Origin of the sequence: Brochothrix campestris (assembly GCF_046058945.1) — a bacterium.
GTDB lineage: Bacteria > Bacillota > Bacilli > Lactobacillales > Listeriaceae > Brochothrix > Brochothrix campestris.
Genome location: NZ_CP175511.1, coordinates 1115088 through 1136938, shown reverse-complemented (window position 1 = coordinate 1136938; position 21851 = coordinate 1115088). Strand labels below are relative to the sequence as shown.

20 protein-coding genes are annotated in these 21851 nt (G+C 41.3%); 4 read left to right on the top strand and 16 right to left on the bottom strand.

Going from position 1 to position 21851, the window contains the following annotated elements:
* Positions 1-33: 33 nt before the first annotated feature.
* Positions 34-1686: a DAK2 domain-containing protein gene (locus ACJYYY_RS05660; protein WP_035313211.1), complete on the bottom strand. Its 1653-nt coding sequence runs from the start codon at positions 1684-1686 to the stop codon at positions 34-36.
* Positions 1687-1717: 31 nt separating this feature from the next.
* Positions 1718-2080: an Asp23/Gls24 family envelope stress response protein gene (locus ACJYYY_RS05655; protein WP_408869215.1), complete on the bottom strand. Its 363-nt coding sequence runs from the start codon at positions 2078-2080 to the stop codon at positions 1718-1720.
* Between the two features lie 259 nt (positions 2081-2339).
* Between ACJYYY_RS05655 and rpmB the strand changes: the two genes are divergently transcribed.
* Positions 2340-2528, top strand: coding sequence for a 50S ribosomal protein L28 (gene rpmB, locus ACJYYY_RS05650; protein WP_035313209.1), 189 nt, complete (start codon positions 2340-2342; stop codon positions 2526-2528).
* A 190-nt stretch (positions 2529-2718) separates the two neighbouring features.
* Here rpmB and ACJYYY_RS05645 read toward each other — a convergent pair whose 3' ends face one another.
* From ACJYYY_RS05645 to gmk, 13 genes are all read right to left on the bottom strand, one after another.
* Positions 2719-3945, bottom strand: a complete 1227-nt coding sequence (locus tag ACJYYY_RS05645) for an ABC transporter permease (RefSeq protein WP_035313207.1) — start codon at positions 3943-3945, stop codon at positions 2719-2721.
* Complete coding sequence (locus ACJYYY_RS05640; RefSeq protein ID WP_035313205.1) at positions 3938-4837, bottom strand: ABC transporter ATP-binding protein; 900 nt, start codon at positions 4835-4837, stop codon at positions 3938-3940. The genes ACJYYY_RS05645 and ACJYYY_RS05640 overlap by 8 nt, the downstream gene beginning before the upstream one ends.
* Positions 4838-4961: 124 nt before the next feature.
* Positions 4962-5603, bottom strand: a complete 642-nt coding sequence (locus ACJYYY_RS05635) for a thiamine diphosphokinase (RefSeq protein WP_156921091.1) — start codon at positions 5601-5603, stop codon at positions 4962-4964.
* 8 nt (positions 5604-5611) lie between these two features.
* A complete protein-coding gene (gene rpe / locus ACJYYY_RS05630) occupies positions 5612-6265 on the bottom strand; it encodes a ribulose-phosphate 3-epimerase (RefSeq protein WP_035313229.1) in 654 nt (217 codons plus the stop codon).
* A gap of 2 nt (positions 6266-6267) precedes the next feature.
* Positions 6268-7152, bottom strand: coding sequence for a ribosome small subunit-dependent GTPase A (rsgA, locus tag ACJYYY_RS05625; RefSeq protein ID WP_408869214.1), 885 nt, complete (start codon positions 7150-7152; stop codon positions 6268-6270).
* Between the two features lie 18 nt (positions 7153-7170).
* Positions 7171-9210, bottom strand: a complete 2040-nt coding sequence (pknB, locus tag ACJYYY_RS05620; RefSeq protein WP_408869213.1) for a Stk1 family PASTA domain-containing Ser/Thr kinase — start codon at positions 9208-9210, stop codon at positions 7171-7173.
* On the bottom strand, positions 9210-9971 hold the full coding sequence (locus ACJYYY_RS05615; RefSeq protein ID WP_035313201.1) for a Stp1/IreP family PP2C-type Ser/Thr phosphatase: 762 nt from the start codon (positions 9969-9971) through the stop codon (positions 9210-9212). The genes pknB and ACJYYY_RS05615 overlap by 1 nt, the downstream gene beginning before the upstream one ends.
* A 14-nt stretch (positions 9972-9985) precedes the next feature.
* The gene (gene rsmB / locus ACJYYY_RS05610) at positions 9986-11314 is read right to left on the bottom strand and encodes a 16S rRNA (cytosine(967)-C(5))-methyltransferase RsmB (RefSeq protein WP_408605170.1); all 1329 of its coding nucleotides are present in this window, start codon (positions 11312-11314) and stop codon (positions 9986-9988) included.
* Positions 11314-12261 (bottom strand): methionyl-tRNA formyltransferase, encoded by a 948-nt coding sequence (gene fmt, locus ACJYYY_RS05605; protein WP_035313198.1) that lies wholly within the window; start codon positions 12259-12261, stop codon positions 11314-11316. Before fmt ends, rsmB begins: the two co-directional genes overlap by 1 nt.
* Before the next feature lie 15 nt (positions 12262-12276).
* Positions 12277-14685 (bottom strand): primosomal protein N', encoded by a 2409-nt coding sequence (gene priA, locus ACJYYY_RS05600; protein WP_408869212.1) that lies wholly within the window; start codon positions 14683-14685, stop codon positions 12277-12279.
* Positions 14664-15887, bottom strand: a complete 1224-nt coding sequence (gene coaBC / locus ACJYYY_RS05595) for a bifunctional phosphopantothenoylcysteine decarboxylase/phosphopantothenate--cysteine ligase CoaBC (RefSeq protein WP_408869211.1) — start codon at positions 15885-15887, stop codon at positions 14664-14666. The genes priA and coaBC overlap by 22 nt, the downstream gene beginning before the upstream one ends.
* 124 nt (positions 15888-16011) lie before the next feature.
* On the bottom strand, positions 16012-16224 hold the full coding sequence (gene rpoZ / locus ACJYYY_RS05590) for a DNA-directed RNA polymerase subunit omega (RefSeq protein WP_035313227.1): 213 nt from the start codon (positions 16222-16224) through the stop codon (positions 16012-16014).
* 34 nt (positions 16225-16258) lie between these two features.
* On the bottom strand, positions 16259-16879 hold the full coding sequence (gene gmk / locus ACJYYY_RS05585; protein ID WP_035313194.1) for a guanylate kinase: 621 nt from the start codon (positions 16877-16879) through the stop codon (positions 16259-16261).
* Positions 16880-17063: 184 nt separating this feature from the next.
* Between gmk and ACJYYY_RS05580 the strand changes: the two genes are divergently transcribed.
* Both ACJYYY_RS05580 and ACJYYY_RS05575 read left to right on the top strand, forming a co-directional pair.
* The gene (locus ACJYYY_RS05580) at positions 17064-18764 is read left to right on the top strand and encodes an NFACT family protein (protein ID WP_408869210.1); all 1701 of its coding nucleotides are present in this window, start codon (positions 17064-17066) and stop codon (positions 18762-18764) included.
* Positions 18765-18891: 127 nt separating this feature from the next.
* On the top strand, positions 18892-19758 hold the full coding sequence (locus tag ACJYYY_RS05575; protein WP_035313193.1) for a DMT family transporter: 867 nt from the start codon (positions 18892-18894) through the stop codon (positions 19756-19758).
* 439 nt (positions 19759-20197) lie between these two features.
* On the opposite strand, the gene ACJYYY_RS05570 is transcribed toward ACJYYY_RS05575, so the two are convergent.
* The gene (locus ACJYYY_RS05570; protein WP_035315674.1) at positions 20198-20404 is read right to left on the bottom strand and encodes a hypothetical protein; all 207 of its coding nucleotides are present in this window, start codon (positions 20402-20404) and stop codon (positions 20198-20200) included.
* Positions 20405-20734: 330 nt separating this feature from the next.
* Here ACJYYY_RS05570 and ACJYYY_RS05565 point away from each other — a divergent pair, with 330 nt between their 5' ends.
* Positions 20735-21814, top strand: coding sequence for an IS30 family transposase (locus tag ACJYYY_RS05565; protein ID WP_408868886.1), 1080 nt, complete (start codon positions 20735-20737; stop codon positions 21812-21814).
* The last annotated feature ends 37 nt before the right edge of the window (positions 21815-21851 follow it).

Sequence of the window (21851 nt, the reverse complement as noted above, 5' to 3'; positions counted from 1 at the left end):
CGTATGCGATGAACCTTTTTTATTTGACGCCTCTTATTCGACTGCGAATAAATAAGGATAAACCGCTTGGTTTCCTTCTTTCACTTCGATTTCAACGTCTTCGAATTGTGCGGCAATCTTTGTAGCGAGAGCTTCTGCTGTCGCTACAGTCGCTTCTTCACCCACGATAATCGTCACAATTTCTGAATCTTCATCAATCATTTGGCTTAAGGTTGCTAACGCAACGACTTCACGGTCTTGTTCTGATAACACAATTGTGCCATCAACTATCCCCATAAAATCATCCTTCGCAATCGTAACACCTTTAATTTCAGTATCACGTACGGCTGTTGTAATCGCACCGCTGCTAACATTCTCAAGTGCGATTGACATCGCAGCTTGGTTTTCGCTAAATGACGCTTCTGGCATGTAAGCAAAACAAGCGACTAAGCCTTGTTGAATCGTTTTCGACTTAACAACGGCCACCTGCGCTTCTTCGGCTAACTCCACCGCTTGCTCAGCTGCCATCACAATATTTTTATTATTTGGTAAGATAATGACATGTTTAGCATTCGCCTCTTTTACAGCGGCTAGTAAATCGGCTGTACTTGGGTTCATTGTTTGACCACCAGAGACAATCACATCAACGTTCAGACTTTTAAAAATCGTATCTAAACCAGCACCTGATGAAACAGCTACTACGGCCACATCTTTTTGTGGTGCTTGGGTCTGTTGTTTATCTTGTAAGTTTGAATTTTGCTCACGCATATTATCCACTTTGATTTTAAGCAACGGACCAAATGATTGACCATAGTCAATGACTTGACCTGGTGTATTTGAATGCACATGCACTTTCGCCACTTCATCATCAGCAATAACAATCAGTGAATCCCCGTACTCAGCTAAGGTATTACGGAATTCTTCCTCGTCAAACGGTTTTTCATCGATATTATTAATTGACACCATAATTTCAGTACAGTAACCAAACTTAATGTCTTCTGGATTCATGTACTCATTGACAGTGTTTTCATGTTCAATCGTAACTAAGTTTGACAATGAAGTCGGTTTTAACGCTTCAGCCTGTGCTTCACCTTTTAATTCTGCTAAAAAGGCATTATAGACGATTTGTAAGCCTTGGCCCCCACTATCAACAACCCCCACTTCTTTTAATACAGGTAGTAAGTCAGGTGTCGATGCAAGAGCAACTTCGCCAGCTTCAGCAATAATGGTCATTAATTCCACCACATCTTCGATTCCCGATTCAACGGCAACAACGCCTGCTTCAGCCGCCAGACGAGCCACGGTTAAAATCGTTCCTTCGACTGGTTTCATCACAGCTTTGTATGCTGTTTTAACGCCGTTATCAAAGGCAGCAGCTAAGCCACTGGCGTTGATTTCAGTTTTATCTTCGATTGTTTTAGAAAAGCCACGGAACAACTGCGATAAAATAACACCCGAGTTACCACGGGCACCCATTAATAATCCTTTTGATAAATGTTTACCAACCTGCGCAACTGTCGTATGGTCAAATTTTGCCACTTCTTCAGTTCCCGATGTTAAGGTCATGCTCATGTTCGAACCGGTGTCGCCATCCGGAACAGGGAACACATTCAATGAATTGACGTACTCTGCATTGGCAGCAAGTTGTACTGCACCTTGGGCGATCATTGCTGCTAATTTATCACCGTTAATTGTCTTTATAATCACTTGTGATTATCCTCCTCTTTAGTCTGTTAGACTAATCATTCAATAGTCGCACACCTTGAACATACACATTAATTTCGTTTGCCTCAATGTTCAATTGTTTGCCTAAATTATACTTGATGTTTTCTTGAATATTACGAGCAACTTCTGAAATTTTCACACCGTATGTGACAACAACATAAACATCGACCACATAACCTGCTTCTGTTTTAGTAACAACAACGCCTTTAGAGTTGTTTTCTTTTTTTAGCATTTCATTAAAACTGTCACGGATGTATTTTTTAGAAGTCATGCCTATCACGCCAACTTGATTTGTTGCACTATCCGACGCAATTGTTGCGATTACTTCGTCAGCGATTTCAATTTGTCCGAGTTTTGTTTCAATTTCCATAGACATACTCATTCCTCCCTATTTGCTTACTGCTTACCTATCCACTTCATTTTACACTAGTCGTACATATAAATAAAGTACATCTAACAATAAACAGCTGTCAAGTAAAAAAACTTTATAGATAAGTGATTTTCACTTGCAAAGCATTGGGTTATATGATAAATTAATAAAGTGTGTTAGAACACCGAATCGTATAGAGTCTTATACAATTATTTATGATGCGACTGAAAAGTACTAGCATCTTTGTAAAGGAGGAAATTCTAAAATGGCAAAAGTATGTGTAATTACTGGACGTAAAACTTCAGCAGGTAACCGTCGTTCTCACGCTTTAAACGCAAACCGTCGTACTTGGAAAGCAAACTTACAAAAAGTTCGTATCCTTGTTGATGGTAAACCTAAAAAAGTATGGGTTTCAACTCGTGCATTAAAATCAGGTAAAGTTGAACGTGTTTAATTTTACGATTTAGTCACCCTCTTTATGAGGGTGACTTTTTTTTTGGCAAAAAAAAGCCCGATTAAGCGCATTACGCCAAATCGGGCAAATAGTTGATTACAGTAATAAGAACAGAATGTCACCACTACAAAAGCCAGCTTTTCAAATCCTCCAATTTAGTTGCCTTTACCAAGTTAATTCCACTTTCACTTTATGTAGTGAATTTTAAAATGTTTTTAACTTTTTGGATTAGGCTACCCGAGCTATAAGATAAGACGCTCCGACGATACATCGCGTTCGTAAAGATAAACAACACGACGACTGTAACAATTAAAAGCACGAGTGCTATCAATGCCGGTATGAGTCCTATATCAGTGGCACTGAAGCGCAGCGGCATAATAAAGCCTGCGGTGAACGGTACAAATGACAACACTTTGATAATGAAGGCATCAGGATTAGACATCCCATAGATCATGCTAAACAGGCCTGCCATAATAAGCATCATTCCTGGTAAAGCTGCTTGACTTGCCTCTTCTACTTTCGAAACAAGCGACCCTGTAAAGGCGCCTATTACCAAGTACAAGCTTAACGTGAACAAGAAAAAACCTGCCGTTATCACGAAATAAGTTAATGAGATTTCGTGCATAAGCTCTGTCGCACGGTGCCACAGTGACGTGTTCCCCAGTTTCAAGGCAATTATGGCTGTTAGGATAATGAGACTCACCTGCGTTAATCCCACTGCAAGTGTCGAGCTGATTTTTGCCACAAGATGTTGCGAAGGACGTGCTGCTGACATTAAAACTTCTAACACACGTGACCCTTTTTCAGAGGCAATATCTGTCGTAATCATCGACGAATAGGTCATCACGAAGATATATATTAAGAAACCTACGACATAAGAGACCGCAATGCCGACCACTTTATCAGTCGCCGATTTACCATTACTTTCCTTTAATGAAACTTCATCAAGCGAGACTGTCGCGTTCGTTAACTGCTTAACTTGTTCGGGTTTAAGTTGTAATTGATTCATAAGATACAACTTAGTCGCCTCTGACAGTGATGCTTCAACCGCTTGTTGTGTTGCTAATTTTGGATCATCGTAAGTGACGAACTGCGCCTTTAATTGCCCGTTTTCATCCGCTAAATACAGACCGGCATCATAGGTGCCTTTTTTAATCGCTTTATTCACAACGGCGGGCGACTCAGTTACAGCCACATAACGGAGGTTAGGCAACGATTCAAAGCTCGGTTGCGCCTGCTCGGTTGCGTTTATTAAAGCAATCTTAACTTCTTCATCACTGGTGATTAAGGCGCTTAAACTTTGCCAGTTGACAGCCACTATAATTACTGCCATATAGAGGAGTGTCATTACTAAAAAGGCTTTTCCACGCAATTTCTGTATGTAATTTTGTTTGAACAATAACCATGTCTTATTCATTGCCCTCACCTACCTTCAATTTAAAAAGTTCATCGAGCGACAAATAATCCATACTGAATTTTTCGATATACGCTCCGTCGCCTATTTGTTCGAAAAGAGCTGGACCATAAGATTCATCTGCGAGACGCAGTGTATAGCCATCTTTGGTCGTTACAACGTTAACTACGCCTGTTAAATTTGCTAATTCAGCCGCAGTTAAAGACGAACGCACACGCAAATTTACCTTACCATACTGTTGTTTTAGGTCTTGTAATGCTCCCGAAAAAAGCATTTCTCCTTTTTTCAAAATACAAAGGCGGTCACACAGTTCCTCCACATTATCCATTTGATGACTCGAAAATAAAATCGTCATCCCTTGATCCCGTAAATCGATAATTGCCGTCATCAATAATTCTCTATTAACGGGATCTAACCCACTAAATGGCTCGTCCAAAATTAAAAACTGTGGTTGATGAATGAAACTCGCCAACAACTGAACCTTCTGTTGATTGCCTTTCGATAACGTTTCAGCCTTGGCTTGGCGTTTATCGTTCAAATCAAACCGTTCAAGCCAATAATCAATCACTGGTTTCAAGTCTTTTTTACGTTTGCCATGTAATTCCCCAAAAAAATACAGTTGTTTTTCGACTGTCATTTGTGGAAAAATCCCGCGTTCTTCGGGTAAGTATCCGAGTAAGTCACGGTTTAACTGGTTGATAGGTTTTCCCTGCCAACTAATATCACCTGCAGTTGCCGCTTGCAGGTTTAAAATCATTCGAAATGTGGTGGTTTTGCCTGCACCATTTTGACCGATTAGACCAAAAATCTCACCGGCATCAATCGTAAAATCAATCGCGTTAACAGCTGTCAAATCACTATATTTTTTTGTCACTTTCTTTATAGATAACGTCATTTAACTACCTCCTCTGTGACCTTTGACTATTTGTAACCATTATTAGTATAACACAGTTAATCGTTAGCAATAACGCAAAAAAGTTAAGCCTCTTTAACTGAGCTTAACTTTTTCACATCATCGTTTAATCTTTACTCTGACTCATTAAAATTAGTCCGTTCGAGAAGGCTAGCACACCTTCGCGCTCAATGAATTCATTGCTTGATAAGGCCGAACCGAACCGATAACTCGCATTCGTTAACGGATATTTAAACCCTTCAAGCGTTAAGCCATCAACCTTATCACTCACCACTGTGAATGCAACATAGGTCATGCCATCTTCTTTCGTGATGGCATATTTCCCCGGTTGATACAGTTTAAACCGATTTTGTTTATCAATAAAGGTTGTCAACGGAATCGCTGCCTGATACTCATCATAGGTTAGCATGAATAAGTTCGCTAACAAGTGATCCATCCGACCACCTGTCGCCCCAAAAATCAGGATTTCATCCGGTTGTTGTGCCAAGGCATACAACACCCCAATCATCGCGTCAGTTTGATCTTTTTCAGCGGGATATTGCTTTACCGTAGTGACTTGCTCGCGCACAAACACTAACTCTTTGGTCGATAAAGAATCAAAGTCACCTAAGGCCGTTTGTGGCATAATGCCTTGATTAAGTAGACGCAAAGCGCCACGATCAATTCCTATCCAATAATCGGCTTTATAAGGTGATAAATCGGGGACATTGGCGAGTGGTCCGCCTAATAATAAACAAATGCGCATCAGTCGCCTCCTTAGTTAATAGCGTTTCTCAATGACGTAATTGCGGCTTTACGATCTTCCTTGTTATAAATGTATGAACCGGCAACAAAGACATCGACACCAGCTGCGGCACAACGTTTCGCTGTTTGCTCATTAATCCCACCGTCAACTTCAATTTCAATTTTCTTACCTGTGGCAGCAATCATTTCTTTAAGTTCAACCATTTTCGGTATCATTTCTTCGATAAACGATTGGCCACCAAAGCCGGGGTTCACGGTCATAATTAACACGAGATCGACATCGTTCAAAATGTATTTCAGGCTGTCTAACGATGTTCCAGGATTGATGACAACTCCCGCTTTGACACCAAAACTATGAATCAATTGAATTGTGCGATGAATATGGGGACACGCTTCAACATGAACACTAATAATATCGGCACCAGCACGCGCATAATCACCGATATAACGGTCTGGATCAACAATCATTAAATGGACATCTAACGGTAGTTTTGTTGTCGGACGAACCGCTTCAACGACGTTAGGTCCAAAGGTTATGTTTGGCACGAATTGACCATCCATTACATCAATGTGAATGTAGTCAGCACCAGCTTGTTCGACCGCAATAATTTCTTCACCAAGTTTCGAAAAATCAGCACTTAAGATTGATGGGGCTATTTTATTCATAATTAGTACCTCCGTTTTTTTTGTTGGATTTCAATTAAAAACGATGCATAGTGTTTAAAGCGAAAAGCGGCTATCTCACCAGTTTCAACTGCTGCTTTCACCTGACAATGAGGTTCATTTTGATGCACACAACCACGGTATTTACATGAGCCTTGTTGCAAAAAGTCGGGGAAACAATAGCCCAAACCTTCAGGTGTTAAATCGGTAATATCGATTTGACTAAACCCAGGTGTATCGGCTATATAACCAGCTCCAAATGGCAATAACTCCACATGACGAGTGGTGTGTTTCCCGCGGTTTAAAGCTTGCGAAATCACACCGGTTTCAAGTTTCCAATTGGGATGTAGCGAGTTTAAAAAGGTTGATTTTCCGACACCTGATTGACCAGCAATCACACACATCGAGTGTCCGAGAAGTTTTTTTGCTTTCTCGGTAAGCGCAGCCGGTTCATAATCATTTAAGATGATGACCTGATAACCCATCTTTTCATAAACTGCAGTGGTTTGCTTAATTTCAAGCTGTTTCTCGGCAGTGAGTAAATCCATTTTCGTAATGAAAATTAAGGGAGTAACGTCTTCTTTCTCAATTGCTACTAAAAAGCGGTCCATTAATGTCGTTGAAAGATCCGGTTCTGCCGCCGAAAAAAACAACCAAACTTGATCCACGTTTGCAATCGGCGGTCTCACAAACGCATTATCGCGCTTGCCCATTGCCAAAATGTAACCCTCTTTTTTATTCTCCGCTTGAAACTCGACCCAATCCCCTACAAGAGGTGTAATCCCACTTGCGCGAAAATTGCCTCGTGCCCGTGTTTGGTACAGTTCTTTTTCTGCCGTTTCGACATAATAAAAACCGCTTAATGCCTTCACAATTCGACCTTTATACAAACTCTCACTCCTTTAGTTTTATTTATATCCGACTGTTTCTTGTTCGATGTTTTTATCATCACGTTCGATTTTATAAGCTCCTTCAGTATCGGCTACTAAGTCAAACAACAAGGTAATCTCAGTATCTTCAGTAATCGTTAATGTTTTGTAAACATCTGTAAGTTTATGCGTCTTATCCTTTAAGTACACCTTAATTGTTTGTGGCGTGCGCGTTGGTTCAGATGATGCTGAGCTTGCTTCGGTAGTGTCATCCTCAGCGTCATTATTTGTACTTTCATGCTCGCTACTGGCTTCAATAATTTCACCCGTATAAACAAGCTTAATCTTACGTTCCACCGTCTTATCGGGATTTTCTACACCTTTTGAAATTATCACTTTGAGTGGCGCACCAGCTTTCAAGGAATTTCCAGCTGCGGGTTCTTGTGATACTACTTGGTCGACTTCGATATCATCTGAAAAAGCCTCTTTTATCGTTAACTCAAAGCCATTTTCTAAGGCATAAGCTTTGACAGAATTCGTATTATAGCCCGTTAAATCTTTTAAAACGATGTCCTCTGGTCCCGAACTATACTCGAGCTCAATCGTCGTTTCACTCGGGACAACTTTGAGACCTGCTTGAATACTTTGCCCAGTGACTTCACCGACATTGACAGTATCGTTTGTGATTGCCACGGTTTTCACTTTCTTAAATCCTATCTTTTCAAGTTCTTTTTTCATTTCATTAGCATTCTCACCACGGTAATCTTCCACGGTTACTTCTTCTTTACCAATTGAAATATACAAATCGATTTTTGTGCCTTTTTTGACTTTTTTATCCGCTGGTGGATCAGTCTTAATAATATAGCCTTTTTTCACCTTTTCACTATGCTCCTCAATGGTTTTTCCAATGTGGAATCCATCCTTTTGCAAACGCGAAATTGCAACTTGTTGGGATACATCAGTGACATCTGCCACTGCATAGGTTTTTTGTGATTGATAATAAAAATAAGTTGCTGCCAAAGCAATTAAAGCCACGATTAGTATTATTATGAGCCATCTTTTTTGCTTGCTTTTTTTCTTTTTTTCAACCGGTTTATCTTTTGGAATGACCGCTGGCTTACGCTTAGCAGGTGGTTTCTGAGCAGACAATTTTTCAATATCAGCAATTTTTTCTTTAATAATGCTCGATGGTAGTGGAATTGTCTGCGTTTCATCATAATCCATTTTATGAATGTCATAAGGCGCTTCGTTAATACGACTTGGTTGCAGTGCAGTCGCTAAATCAGCCTGCATCTCTTCAACTGACAGATAACGATTAGCGGCATCTTTCGCCGTTGCCTTCATCACAATATTTTGCAAGCTCATTGGTGCCGATGGTAATTCATCGGCTAATAAGGGCATCGGCGATTGTAGTTGTTGAATCGCAATCGCAACCGCTGATTCACCATCAAACGGTAATTTCCCTGTTAACATCTCATACAACATAATGCCTAACGAATAGACATCCGACTTCGTCGTTGCGATACCTCCACGCGCTTGTTCTGGCGATAAATAATGGACTGAACCTAAAGTTGTATTGGTTTGAGTCATCGATGTTTCAAACAATGCCATTGCAATCCCAAAATCAGTAATTTTCGCAGTTCCCTCATGATTAATCAAAACGTTTTGCGGTTTAATATCACGGTGAATAATTTGTTGATGATGGGCATGTGCAATCGCCCCTAAAATTTGATTCATGATTGTAATAACTTGAGGTAACGGTAACCGCCCTTTTTTATTAATATAGGCTTTCAAATCCATTCCATCGATGTATTCCATTACAATAAAATGATTATCGTGATCTTCATCGACATCAAAAATATCAACAATATGAGGATGCATCAATTGTGTTGTCGCCTGGGCTTCACGCCTGAACCGACGAACGAGTTGTTCTTCATTTGCCATGCTCATCCGCATCAGCTTAACGGCTACATCACGCTCTAAAATGATATCACGGGCTAAGTAGACGTTCGACATGCCACCGGTACCAATCAGACGAGTAATTTCATAACGTCCACTTAAACGTTTGCCAATTATCATCAGTCGTCACCTCCGTCAGTTTCATCAATGCCGGTTTCCGCGATAATGACTGAAATATTATCATTACCACCATTATCATTTGCCTGTTGAATCAACATCGTTACCTTTTGTGATAATGAAACCTCTGCCATGACAACCGCACGAATATCATCAATGCTGACTTTGTTCGTTAAACCATCTGAACAAAGCAACAATCGTTCGTCTTCACGCTTATATACAAGTTGACAATCCACTTCAACAAAGCCATCCATGCCTAATGAACGTAACACGACATTACGACGGGGATGAATTTTTGCTTCATCTGCTGTAATTTCTCCTTTTTTCATCAACATCGCCACCAATGAATGATCTTCGGTTAATTGTGTCATCGTTTGATGATTAACAAGATAGGCGCGACTATCTCCCACGTGTGCAATGGCAACTTTCGATTCATCGATGTCAATCGCACAGACGATTGTCGCTCCCATCCCATTTAACGATTCGTTTGACGCTCCGGCTTGCAACACGTTATCGTTAATCCGTTGAATCGTTTGACGCAACCACCGCTGCGCCTGATCTTCATCCATTCGAATCATTAATTTCTCAAAATGTGTCGTTAAATAGCTAATTGCTAATTCACTAGCAATTTGCCCCGCCCGATGTCCACCCATGCCGTCAGCAACGACAAATAATTGTTGATTGGTAGGATTGGTAATAATCGCCACACGGTCTTCATTATTCGGTCTTACTTTTCCCTTATCTGTTTGAGCAACTGCACGCATGTTTTCACCTCGTTTTATGATTGGCGTGTAAAGGCTGATAAATAGAACCCGTCACTAAAGTTATTATCTGGCAACAACTGTAAGGTTGTTTGCTCAGCAGTCGTAATGTTATTTGGCAAGGCTAATGGTGCTTGCACAAAGTTAGGGTGCTCCGCTAAGAAACGTTCCCAAACTTCTTTGTTCTCGTTTTCATCGATTGTACACGTACTATAAACTAAGCGGCCACCTACTTTTAATAGTGGTGCTAAGGCTGCTAAAATATCATATTGAATGACGCTGAGTGATGCGATATCCTTCGCTGTTTTTTGGTATTTAATGTCTGGTTTACGGCGAATGACACCAAAACCACTACATGGGGCATCGACTAAAATACGATCGTATGTTTCTTCCTCAATGTCATTGCCGTATTGGCGAGCATCCGCTTGGAACGGTTTAATAATCGTATGACCAAGGCGTTTTGCACCTTGGGCAATCAATTTTGTTTTGTGAGCATGAATATCAAGCGCATCAATTTGACCTTCATCACCCATTAATTCGGCGATATGTGTCGTTTTTCCACCAGGGGCTGCACAGGCATCTAAAACACGCATGCCCGCTTCTGGTTGTAAAGCATGTGCGACTAACATCGAGCTTTCATCTTGAATTGAGAAAGCACCGTATTGGAACATTGCATGGCTCGCGGCGTTTCCACCAAAAACCATAATTGCTTCAGGTACAAGTGGATGCGCTTCGACTTCATAGCCATCACCTTGTAACGCTTCAATGATTTCGTCACGGTTGCCACGTAAAGGGTTCACACGAAGGGTTTGATGCGGTGGTACGAGTAAGGCCTCACCAATTTCGCGGGTTTTTTCAACGCCGTATTGCGCGACCCAACGCTCGGTTAACCAGATTGGCACTGAAATATCAAGCGCTAAACGCTTGATAGGGTCCTTCACTAAGGCAGCCACATTTGGCTGGCCTTCACGGATAGCTGTCCGTAACACACCATTGACTAATTTTGAAACGCCAACATGTCCGCGTTTTTTAGCGACATTAACGGCTTCATTTACAATAGCATGATCCGGTACCTTATCTAAGAAATACAATTGGTAAAAGGATACACGCAACAAGATTTTGACCCAGATTTCTAGTTTTTCTGGTTTTGCCACAAATTGTTCCATATAGAAATCCAAAGTCATCTGGCGTTGGATTGTTCCGTATACTAATTCCGTTAACAAGCCTTTATCAATTGGTTTAACACTGTTTTTTGTCATCGCATCATGGATTAATAAATGGCTGTATGCCTGTTGTTTTTCAATTTTTTCTAAAATACTTAATGATACCTCACGTACTGTTCCCACTATACTTCACCTAAACACTTTCCGGCTTCTAGGTCTTTGCCCGAGCCTCTTAAAAAATCACTTGTTGTCATCCGTTGTTTACCTGCTGGTTGGAATAAAACGATGTCGACTGTTTGACCGTCACCTGCTGCGACACGAATGGTGCCGTCAACACTTACGATTGTACCAGGAGCCGCTGTCGTTGTTTCAAAACTCTCGACAACCTCCCATAGTTTCCAGTTTTTACCTTCGTACGTCGTAAAACTCGACGGAAAAGGATTCATCCCACGCACATGGTTAAAAATAGCGCGGGCTGATTTCGTCCAATCGATGCGTTCTTGTTCACGGCTAATGTTACGGGCAAAGGTTACCTCTGCTTCAACTTGTTCAACCACTTCAATCGTACCAGCTAAAATAGCCGGCAAGGTCGCTTCTAACAAATCAGCACCAACGACGCTCAGTTTCTCAAATAATGTTCCGACATTGTCTTCTTCAGTAATCGGTAGCGCTGCCTGGCTTAAAATCGCACCAGCATCGAGTTTTTCTGCCATGTACATAATCGTCACACCTGTTCGCTCGTGGCCTTCGATTAAGGCATAATGAATCGGTGCTCCACCTCGTAACTTCGGCAACAGTGAGGCATGCACATTGATGGCACCGAGACGCGGTGCTTCGAGCAAGCTGTTTGGCAAAATTTGACCATAGGCTGCCGTAATTAACAAGTCCGTTTCCATTGCATTCAACTGTTCTAATTCAGCTGATGTGCGCAATTTCTCTGGTTGTAATACGAGCAACCCCGCTTCAACTGCCGCTCGTTTAACAGGCGTCGGTGTTAACACATGTTTTCGTCCGACTTTACGATCTGGCTGTGTTACCACTGCGTTAATGGTAATTGTTGGATCCGCTATTAATTTTTGTAATACAGGTACTGCAAAATCAGGTGTTCCCATAAAGATTATCTTTGTCATCTGTTTCTCCTTTATTCACATCATCATATAAGGTTCAAAATCGATCGAGACACTGAGGCCGTTTCGTATTTCTTTTTGATAGGACTCAAGCACGCGTCGAAGCGTTTCTCTTAATGCAGGTTCTATCTTATATTTTATCAGACATTGGTAGCGGTAGCGATTGTTTATTTTAGCAATTGGCGCAGGCGTCGGTCCTAAGAGGATCGTTTGCTCTCCTAATTCACGTTTTAAGAATTGAACAATTTGAGCCATCGTCTGTTCGCCCTTGCGTTCATCGGTGCTTGATACTTGCACCAAGGTTGTTAAATAGTATGGCGGATAGCCTGTTAACTTCCGTAACTGCATCTCATGGTTATAAAAACCGATGTAGTTTTGGTATTTGGCCAGTTGAATGCTGTAATGATCCGGATTAAAGGTTTGCACGATAACTTCACCTATTAAATGGTGCCGTCCAGCACGACCACTCACCTGTGTGAGCAATTGGAAGGTGCGTTCCGCCGCCCTAAAATCGGGCACATTCAACGCCGTATCGCCATTTAACACACCGACTAATGTAATGTTCGCAAAATCAAGCCCTTTGGCAATCATTTGCGTGCCTAACAACACATCGGCTTCTTTATTTCCAAAGGCGCGGAGTAATTTTTCATGCGAGCCTTTGCGTGTTGTCGTATCCACATCCATCCGAATGATTCGAATGGACGGCAGCAGTTCGAGCAGTTCTTCTTCTATCTTTTGTGTCCCGGTACCATATTGCCGTATATGAGGCGATTGACAGCTCGGACAAGTGGGCGGCATTGGCGCTTGATGACCACAATAATGGCACTTAAGCTGATGACCGCGTTTATGATAGGTTAACGTGATTGAACAATGCGGACATTCAGGCACAAAACCGCAATCACGACACATTACAAAGGAGGCAAAACCGCGTCGATTCAACATCAAAACGGTCTGTTCACCTTTTTGGTGCCGGTCTTTAATTTTTTCGAGCAACACCCGTGAAAACGAACTGTTATTACCAGCCCGTTGTTCATCTTTCAAGTCTACCACTTCAACTAAAGGTAGCGGTTGTTGGTTGATGCGCTCGGGAAGTTGAACGAGCTCATACACCCCTTTGGCAGCGCGGGCAAAACTTTCAACGTTCGGTGTCGCACTACCGAGCACGACCGGGCAGTTATGATAATCCGCGCGCCATAATGCAATGTCACGTGCATGATAACGTGGGTAATCTTCTTGTTTATAGGTTGCTTCATGTTCTTCATCAATAATAATAAGACCGATGTTGGTGAGTGGCGCAAAGATTGCTGACCGGGCACCAACAACAATTGACGCTTCTTGCCGTTCGATTTTTTGCCACTCATCAAGCCGTTCCCCAGCTGATAACGCACTGTGTAAGACGGCGACTTTTTCACCAAAGCGTCCTTTAAAACGATTGACCATTTGAGGTGTTAAGGCTATTTCGGGCACGAGCATAATCGCCTGTTTCCCTGCCGCCAATGCTTGAGCAATCGTTTGTAAATAAATCTCGGTCTTGCCACTACCAGTTACACCATGCAGTAAGAACGTCTTTGTCACACCCGCTTGTTGCACTGCATAAATACGTTCGTATACCTGTTGTTGTTGTGCTGTCAACAGAAGCGGCTCTGATGGTTCAAATGCCACGCCAGCATAGGGATCACGATCAACCTCTTTTTGAAACACTGTGAGATAGCCTTTCGCCTCTAGTGTTCGGATGGTCGTATCACTGACACCCGCCTGTTTGAACTCATCGACAAAACACTCAGACTCTCCGAGGTCAATGAGTTGGTACAAGGCTTTTTGTTGCGCCTTCGCCTTTGAACCGACCGCTTCAACCGCAGCTAATAACGCGGCGGTTGTTAAACAGTTTTTGAGGGCTCGTTTCGTTTTTTTCGTTTCCTTACTCGAAACGCGATAAACCGTTGCTAAATCACCCTCACTAACCCATTTTTGTACATTATGCACATGAGGACTTGCTTGGACTGTTTGCCAATCGAGCGTTTCTGCGCCTTCAAATAAGGCGACAGCCGCGGTGTTTTCCCAGTTTTTTAACACCACATATTTCTCGTACGAACCACGCATTAAATTGGGCAGCATCGTCTGAAAAATGGAGATACGAAAATTGAGCGAGTCCTGTGCCATCCACTCCCCTAAGGCAAGCATCTCTGGCGTAAGCACAGGCCGCACATCAAATAATTCGGTGACACTTTTTAGTTTCGTGATATCGGTGACGTCACTAACATCTGCGACAGCGACAACAAAACCTAGCAATTGTCGTGGACCGAATGGTACGGCCACACGCATCCCAGGTTGAATAACAGTTTGCCACTGTTGCGGAATTAAATAATCAAACGGACGATCGACCGTCATTGCAGGCGTATCGACGATTACTTTTGCAATACTTGGCATTCGTTCACCTCAATCGCTGTTAATTCAATAATACCTTGCCAAATGAAGTGCGCTGTTTCGGTTTTCGATAACAACGGCAGCTGTCTTTTAGTCGTCGGTGTGATTAACAGCACTTCGTTCGTATCGACACCAAAGCCAGCATCGCCTCGGGAAATATCATTAGCGATTACCATATCAAGTTTTTTAGTGACGAGCTTTTTACGCGCATTTTCTTCGACCCGCTGTGACTCAGCAGCAAAGCCTACCAACACTTGCTTCGCAGGTTTGTTTTCACCTAAGGTTTTTAAAATGTCGACTGTTCGTTTAAACGTAAAGGCACTATCGTCACCGGCGGCTTTTTTTATTTTTTGCGCTGAATAGCTGACCGGTGTATAGTCTGCAACGGCTGCTGCTTTAATGATGATATCCATCGCGGCACTCCGGGCAGTCACAGCGCTCAACATCTCAGCCGCCGATTCAATCGGTACGACTGTGACACGAGCATCCACCGCTGGCTGTTTAACACTTGTAACAAGTGTTACATCAGCACCTAAAGCGAGCGCTTCATTCGCTAAGGCAAAGCCCATTTTCCCTGATGAACGATTCGTTAAAAAACGCACTGGATCAATCGCTTCGACCGTTGGCCCAGCTGTAATCAGCACTCGCTTACCGGCAAGCTGTTGTTTTCTCGCGAAGAAACGATTGATGTTAGCGACGATTTGCTCAGGTTCTTCTAAACGTCCCTTACCGACATAGCCACAGGCCAGTAAGCCTTCTGATGGTTCAATGAAGCGGACGCCATCGTCGGATAATTGTGCAATTTGACGTTTAACTGCTGGATGTTGATACATGTGCACATTCATTGCGGGTGCTACCCAGACAGGTGCTGCTGTTGCTAAATAAACACTCGTTAACATATTATCAGCAATCCCTGCTGCCAGTTTACTAATCGTATTGGCTGTTGCCGGGGCAATCACCACTAAATCAGCCCAATCAGCCAACTCAATATGGGCAATCTTTTCGGGTTTCGGTTCGATAAAGGTGTCTGTGTAGACCGTGTGATGGCTCATCACTTGAAACGTTAACGGTGTCACAAACTGTGTGGCATTTTCTGTCATCATTACTTTGACTTCATACCCAGCTTTGACTAATTGACTTGCTAAAGTAACCGCTTTGTAGGATGCAATCCCACCAGTTACGCCTAAGACGATGTTTTTTTTCATTGTTGTCCCACCTCGTTTAATGATTCCCTTTATTTTACCATGATATTGGTAATTAGACAGTATATAACGCTATTAAACAAAGAAAAACCAGCTCATAAAGAGCTGGTCCGAGACTGAAATAACTTTAGTCTTCGTATCCTTTTGCTGGAATCATTTGGAGTGTTTCTGCATCAATTTCTTCCAACGCTTTACCAACGTTTTTAGCTGATGTGTAGTTTTCCAAAGTCATTGAGTTTGGTTTTTCAAGCATTTCACGGGCACGTTTAGAAGCTACTGCTACTAAAGAATATTTCGAGTCGATTTTTTCTAATAATGAGTCGATAGATGGTTTAATCATCATGTTACATTCCTCCAATTCAATTTAAAACAACTTAATCAATAATTTCGTCGAGCATCGAACGGTACTTTGGATACATCCATTTCGTACGCATATGTTCGATTCGAACAATATCTTTAATTTTTTCTACTGCGAGACGCACTTCATCATTAACGACAGCATAGTCGTAATGCTTCATCATTTCAATTTCATGATGGGCCGTAGCCATTCGTTTATCAACAACCTCGTTTGTTTCTGTGCCGCGGCCGACAATGCGACTTTTCAGCTCAGTTAAGCTCGGTGGTGTTAAAAAGATAAAGACAGCTTCAGGCATTTTTTCACGCACTTGCATTGCCCCTTGGACTTCGATTTCTAAAAAGACATCTTTGCCCTCGTTCAATGTTTTTTCAACATATTCAAGTGGTGTACCATAATAATTATCCACAAATTGTGCGTACTCTAACAATTGATCCTGCTCAATGAGCAATTCAAATTGCTCTTTTGTACGGAAATAGTAATCAACGCCCTCTTCTTCGCCAGGACGCATTGTACGAGTGGTCATTGAGATTGAATAAGAAAAATCGGTATTCTCATCTTCAAAAACAGCACGACGTACCGTTCCCTTGCCAACACCAGATGGTCCGGATAAAACAAATAACAAACCTTTTTCAGACATTAGACTACTCCTTTTAAATTAAAGTCATCTTTAATATTACTTCTTAAGTGACAGAACTGCAAGTAAAACTTCACTTTTCACGCGATTTGTTTGCTTCTTTAGCCTACCTCACACTGATATCAGTCCAATCACCCACCTAAACGTGGTATAATAACGGAGTTATCCAACAGAAAGGGTGAGAAATTTGGCATTTGACAGTCTCTTTCTATCCGCTATGACGACAGAACTTAGTGAAAAATTAGTCGGCGGTAGAATTATGCGTATCCAACAACCGTATTCACAAGAATTAATTTTAGTCGTTCGTAATGAACGTAAAAATCATAAACTACTCATTTCCGCCCATCCTACGTATGCACGGATTCAAATAAGTGATTTAGAAACAACGAACCCACCAGTGCCACCGAACTTTTGTATGATCTTACGTAAGTATATCGAGAGTGCCGTTATTGAACGCATCGAACAAATACCAAACGAACGCATTTTAAAATTTCATTTGCGCGGTAAAAATGAAATTGGTGACGAACGCCTCTGCGATCTATATGTTGAAATTATGGGCCGTTATTCAAATGTCGTGCTCGTCGATAAAGAAAAGAACAGCATCATTGACTGTATAAAACATGTCTCGATGGCATATAACTCATACCGAACCTTATTACCGAATGCACCCTACTTGCTCCCACCAGCACAAACAGATAAAATCAGCCCCATCGATTTAACAGAAGCTGATATCGCAGCAATGCTTACGTCTGAGCTGAAGTTGGCAAAACGAATTGTACAAGTTGTCGCTGGCTTTTCACCTTTGTTTGCCCGCGAAGTAGTAGCGAAGGCGCAATCACAACAACCAGCAGCAATTTTGACTGCAATGCACTCCCTCTTGCAAACAACTGTGCAACCGAGTTGGACGGAAACGAATAATAAGGAAGATTTCTACCACTTTGAGCTGCAAACCAGTGATACACTTGTTAATCAATACAGTAGCTTAAGTGAGCTGCTTGATCAGTTTTATGCCGATAAGGCCCGTCGTGATCGGGTACATCAAATTGGTAAAGACATTGAACACATGTTACAACTTGAAATCAATAAAGCCGAACTGAAAATAGCGAAGCTCGAACAAACGATGCACGAAACGACGAAGGCCGATGATATTCGAATTAAAGGCGAGTTACTCACAACCTATATGCATGCCTTCAGTAAAGGGATGACTGAGGTGAGCCTCGTTAATTACTACGATGAAACAGGTGGCGAACTAAAAATTGTCTTAAATCCATTGAAAACACCATCACAAAATGCTCAAGCTTATTTTAACAAATACCAAAAACTGAAAACAGCCGTTATTATCGTAGCTGAACAAATCGCTAAGACACAAACAGAGCTGGCTTATTTAAACAGTGTCGTCACACAGTTAAACAGTGCTGCCCCATCAGATATTGATGAAATTCGTGAGGAGTTAATTGAACAAGGGTATCTCCGTGCTAAAAAACAAAAAAATAACCGTCCGAAAAAAGCCAAAAAACCGAATGTCCATCGTTACCTAGCAACCGATGGTACAGAACTGTTTGTTGGCCGCAATAATATTCAAAATGACTATTTAACCCATCGTTTTGCGCATAAGCTCGACACATGGTTGCACGTGAAAGATTTACCAGGCTCTCATGTCATTGTCAAAAGCTTAGAACCAACTGATGCGACGTTAATGGAAGCAGCAATGATTGCAGCCCATTTTTCAAAAGCTTCTCTGTCTGCACAAGTTCCTGTTGATTATACCCTCATTAAGCATGTGCATAAACCAAGTGGCGCTAAACCGGGCTATGTGATATATGATCACCAAACAACCTTGTTTGTTACACCAGAAAAAGCGGCTGTTGAAGCCTTAGAAGTAAAATAATAGCGATTAAACACCAAACTTGCATTCCCTTTCTCCCTTCAATCACGTAAACTGAAGGGAGACCTTTTTTAAGTTTTACATTAGTTTACATAATAAAGTTACGTGCAACAAGGAGGTGCTACTGTCAATGAATAAAAAAGCGTTATTGCAACTAATAATTGCGATGGCCATCTTTGGCTCAATCGGTTTTTTCTCACGTTTAACGGGTTTAGCAGCACTTGAGCTTATCTATGTACGCGCTGCCTGTGCTTCAGTTTTCTTATTGTTTGTTTGGTTTATTACCGGTAGCCACCACCAAGAACGTTGGCTCAAAAAAGAACTCTTACTGATTGCTCTTTGTGGTGTCAGTAATTTATGCAACTGGATTTTCTTGTTCAAAGCCTTTGAGGTCATCTCCATTACCGTGGCGATTTCGCTCTATCATATCGGTCCGATTCTAATGCTCGTCGTCGGTGCCATGATTTATCGTGAAAAGTTGACCCGTGGTATTATGTTAGCGATGCTCGCCTGCTTTATCGGGACGATTTTCATCATGGGAACTGATGTCTTTTCGGCCGAAGTCCCCAACTGGCAAGGCATTATCTACGGTTTATTAGCTGCTGTTTTTTATGCGGTCACAATGTTATTTGGAGCGACCTTTAAGCAAACAAGCGTCTACATGACGACGCTGATTCAGATGGTCGTTGCTGTCGTCCTTTTGACGCCTTTTATTGCGTTCGATGCCTATAACAGCTTAACGCAAACACAGTGGTTTTATGCGCTCTTAACTGGCATTGTCCATACCGGTATCGTCTATTTGCTGCTCTATACAAGCATTCGCCAACTGTCACCTACGATTGTCAGTTTTTCGGTGTTTGTTGATCCGGCCGTCGCGATTTTATTAGATATTATCATTACTGGGTTTATGCCTTCTAGTTACCAAATCATTGGCATTGGCGCGATTTTTGTTGGACTATTGTATAGCTTATTCCCTCGTTATCAGCTGAAAATTTAACCAGACAACGATACGATGAGGATATATTTTGACTGAGCCAACAGCAATGCTGTTGGCTCAGTCTGAAGATAAACGCTGTTCTAGGTCGTCAATGCCTCGCCTTCTCGGAGTCGAGTACCATCTGTACACTCACCTCAAAGGCTCGTGTTTCCTACTATAACAACGTTTCTTTTCAGTCAAGTCATCTTGTAACCAAAGTTACTTGAACTAACGTTCAAAGTAAAACCAGTTTAATTCGACTTTGTCTACAATCTGAGCCAACAGCAATGCTGTTGGCTTTTTTTATGCTTAGTTTTCACTATCATTTTAAATTTCAGCGTGAGGTTAACACTCATCCTTGCCCAAATGAACGCCGGTCGTTTCGGAATGAAACACTCAATTGCAATGTCATCACTAGGCATCGGTAACCTCTCATAGCAATGACACTTGTTTTTTCATCTTATCCCCCCTCTTTTTTATTGTATTCATCAACATTAGAAAGCGCTAGATAGCAGACGGGGTTAGTTATTGTTTTAGCTTCATAAGAGGTAATATTTACACCATTGGTATGACGAGGCATTAGTTCAGGTAATGTTGGTAAAATAAAAAAACAAAAAGCAATACATGCTACATTAAGAAAAACAAAGTAAAGCAGTTGTTTTTTCATGTTATCCTCCATTCACAGTTTTAAGATAGCTTAACCAATATGATAAATCCTAAGCTAAATATACCTAGAACTTACATGTACAGACTAATAATCATTTCATTAAAATAGAGAAATCCATGTAATCTGCAACGGTAAGAGATAATTTTCTATTCCATCACTTCAGATTAATTTGTACAAAGCTATAGTGCTACTTTGACCATTCTAATGGTATTTTCACTGGGGGCGAATTGTATAATCAAGTTAGCCACCTGAATTTATAAAAAAAGTGCCTTAGCGAAAAATCATGTATTATTGAGGTTACGACACCAAACAATAAAGGATGATTTTGCTATGACACTCATAAAGAATAACACATTTAAAACAAAACATACACACCTTTCTGTTGCCGAACGTAGGATGATACAAATGTTACTCCGCAAGAAAGAATCACATCGGTCAATTGCTTATTTACTCAACCGGTCACCTCAAACAATTAACAACGAAGTTAAAAGGGGAATAATCACGAAAAGATTTCGATTGAAAGTAAACAAAAAACAAAGCACCGTCTTTCTTGTTCGTTCTTACTCGCACAAAAAGGGACAAGCTTGTTATGAACTCAAGCGCAAAAATTGTGGCCGTAAATACAAATGGATTTCCTGCGTTGCCTTCATTGAATATGTCACTCGAAAAATAGCAATTGATAAATGGTCACCTGATGCAATCGTTGGCTATGCCAAACGCCATCAGCTTTTTTCAGACGATGAAATGCTTTCAGTAAAAACACTTTATCATCTGATTGATGCTGGTTTCTTAGGCGTCAAAAACATTGACTTGAATAAAAAGGTATCACGACAAATTAAGAAACAAAAAAGTCGTAAGAACAAGCGTATATTAGGACAATCAATTGAAAAACGTCCAGACATCGTTGATGTCCGAGAAGAATTAGGGCATTGGGAAATTGATACTGTTGTTGGTCTGAAAAATAAAGCAGACGCTGTTTTATTAACAGTGACTGAGCGTAAAACACGATTTGAATTCATACTCAAAGTCGAAGGAAAACAAGCATCTTTTGTGAATAAAGCCCTCTTACACCTTAAGAAACAGTGTGGATCATATTTTGGAGCCCTCTTTAAAACCATTACTGCGGATAATGGCAAAGAATTTTCAGGCATCAATGAGTTGCTCAAAGATACACTGGCTATTTATTTCACACATCCTTATTCCTCTTGGGAACGTGGCACCAATGAAAATCATAATGGAATCATTCGAAGATTCATTCCAAAAGGACGTTCTGTCAGTGATGTAAGTGATCAACTTGTCCAAAGGATTCAAACATGGATGAATAATTTGCCACGTCGGATTTTAGGATTTCAAACACCAAAAGAGCTATTTTTAGAAGAAATTACAAAACTTCAGCTGTTCACAAATTAAAAAGTAAACTTACTATCATGATTCGGCACGTGGTGGC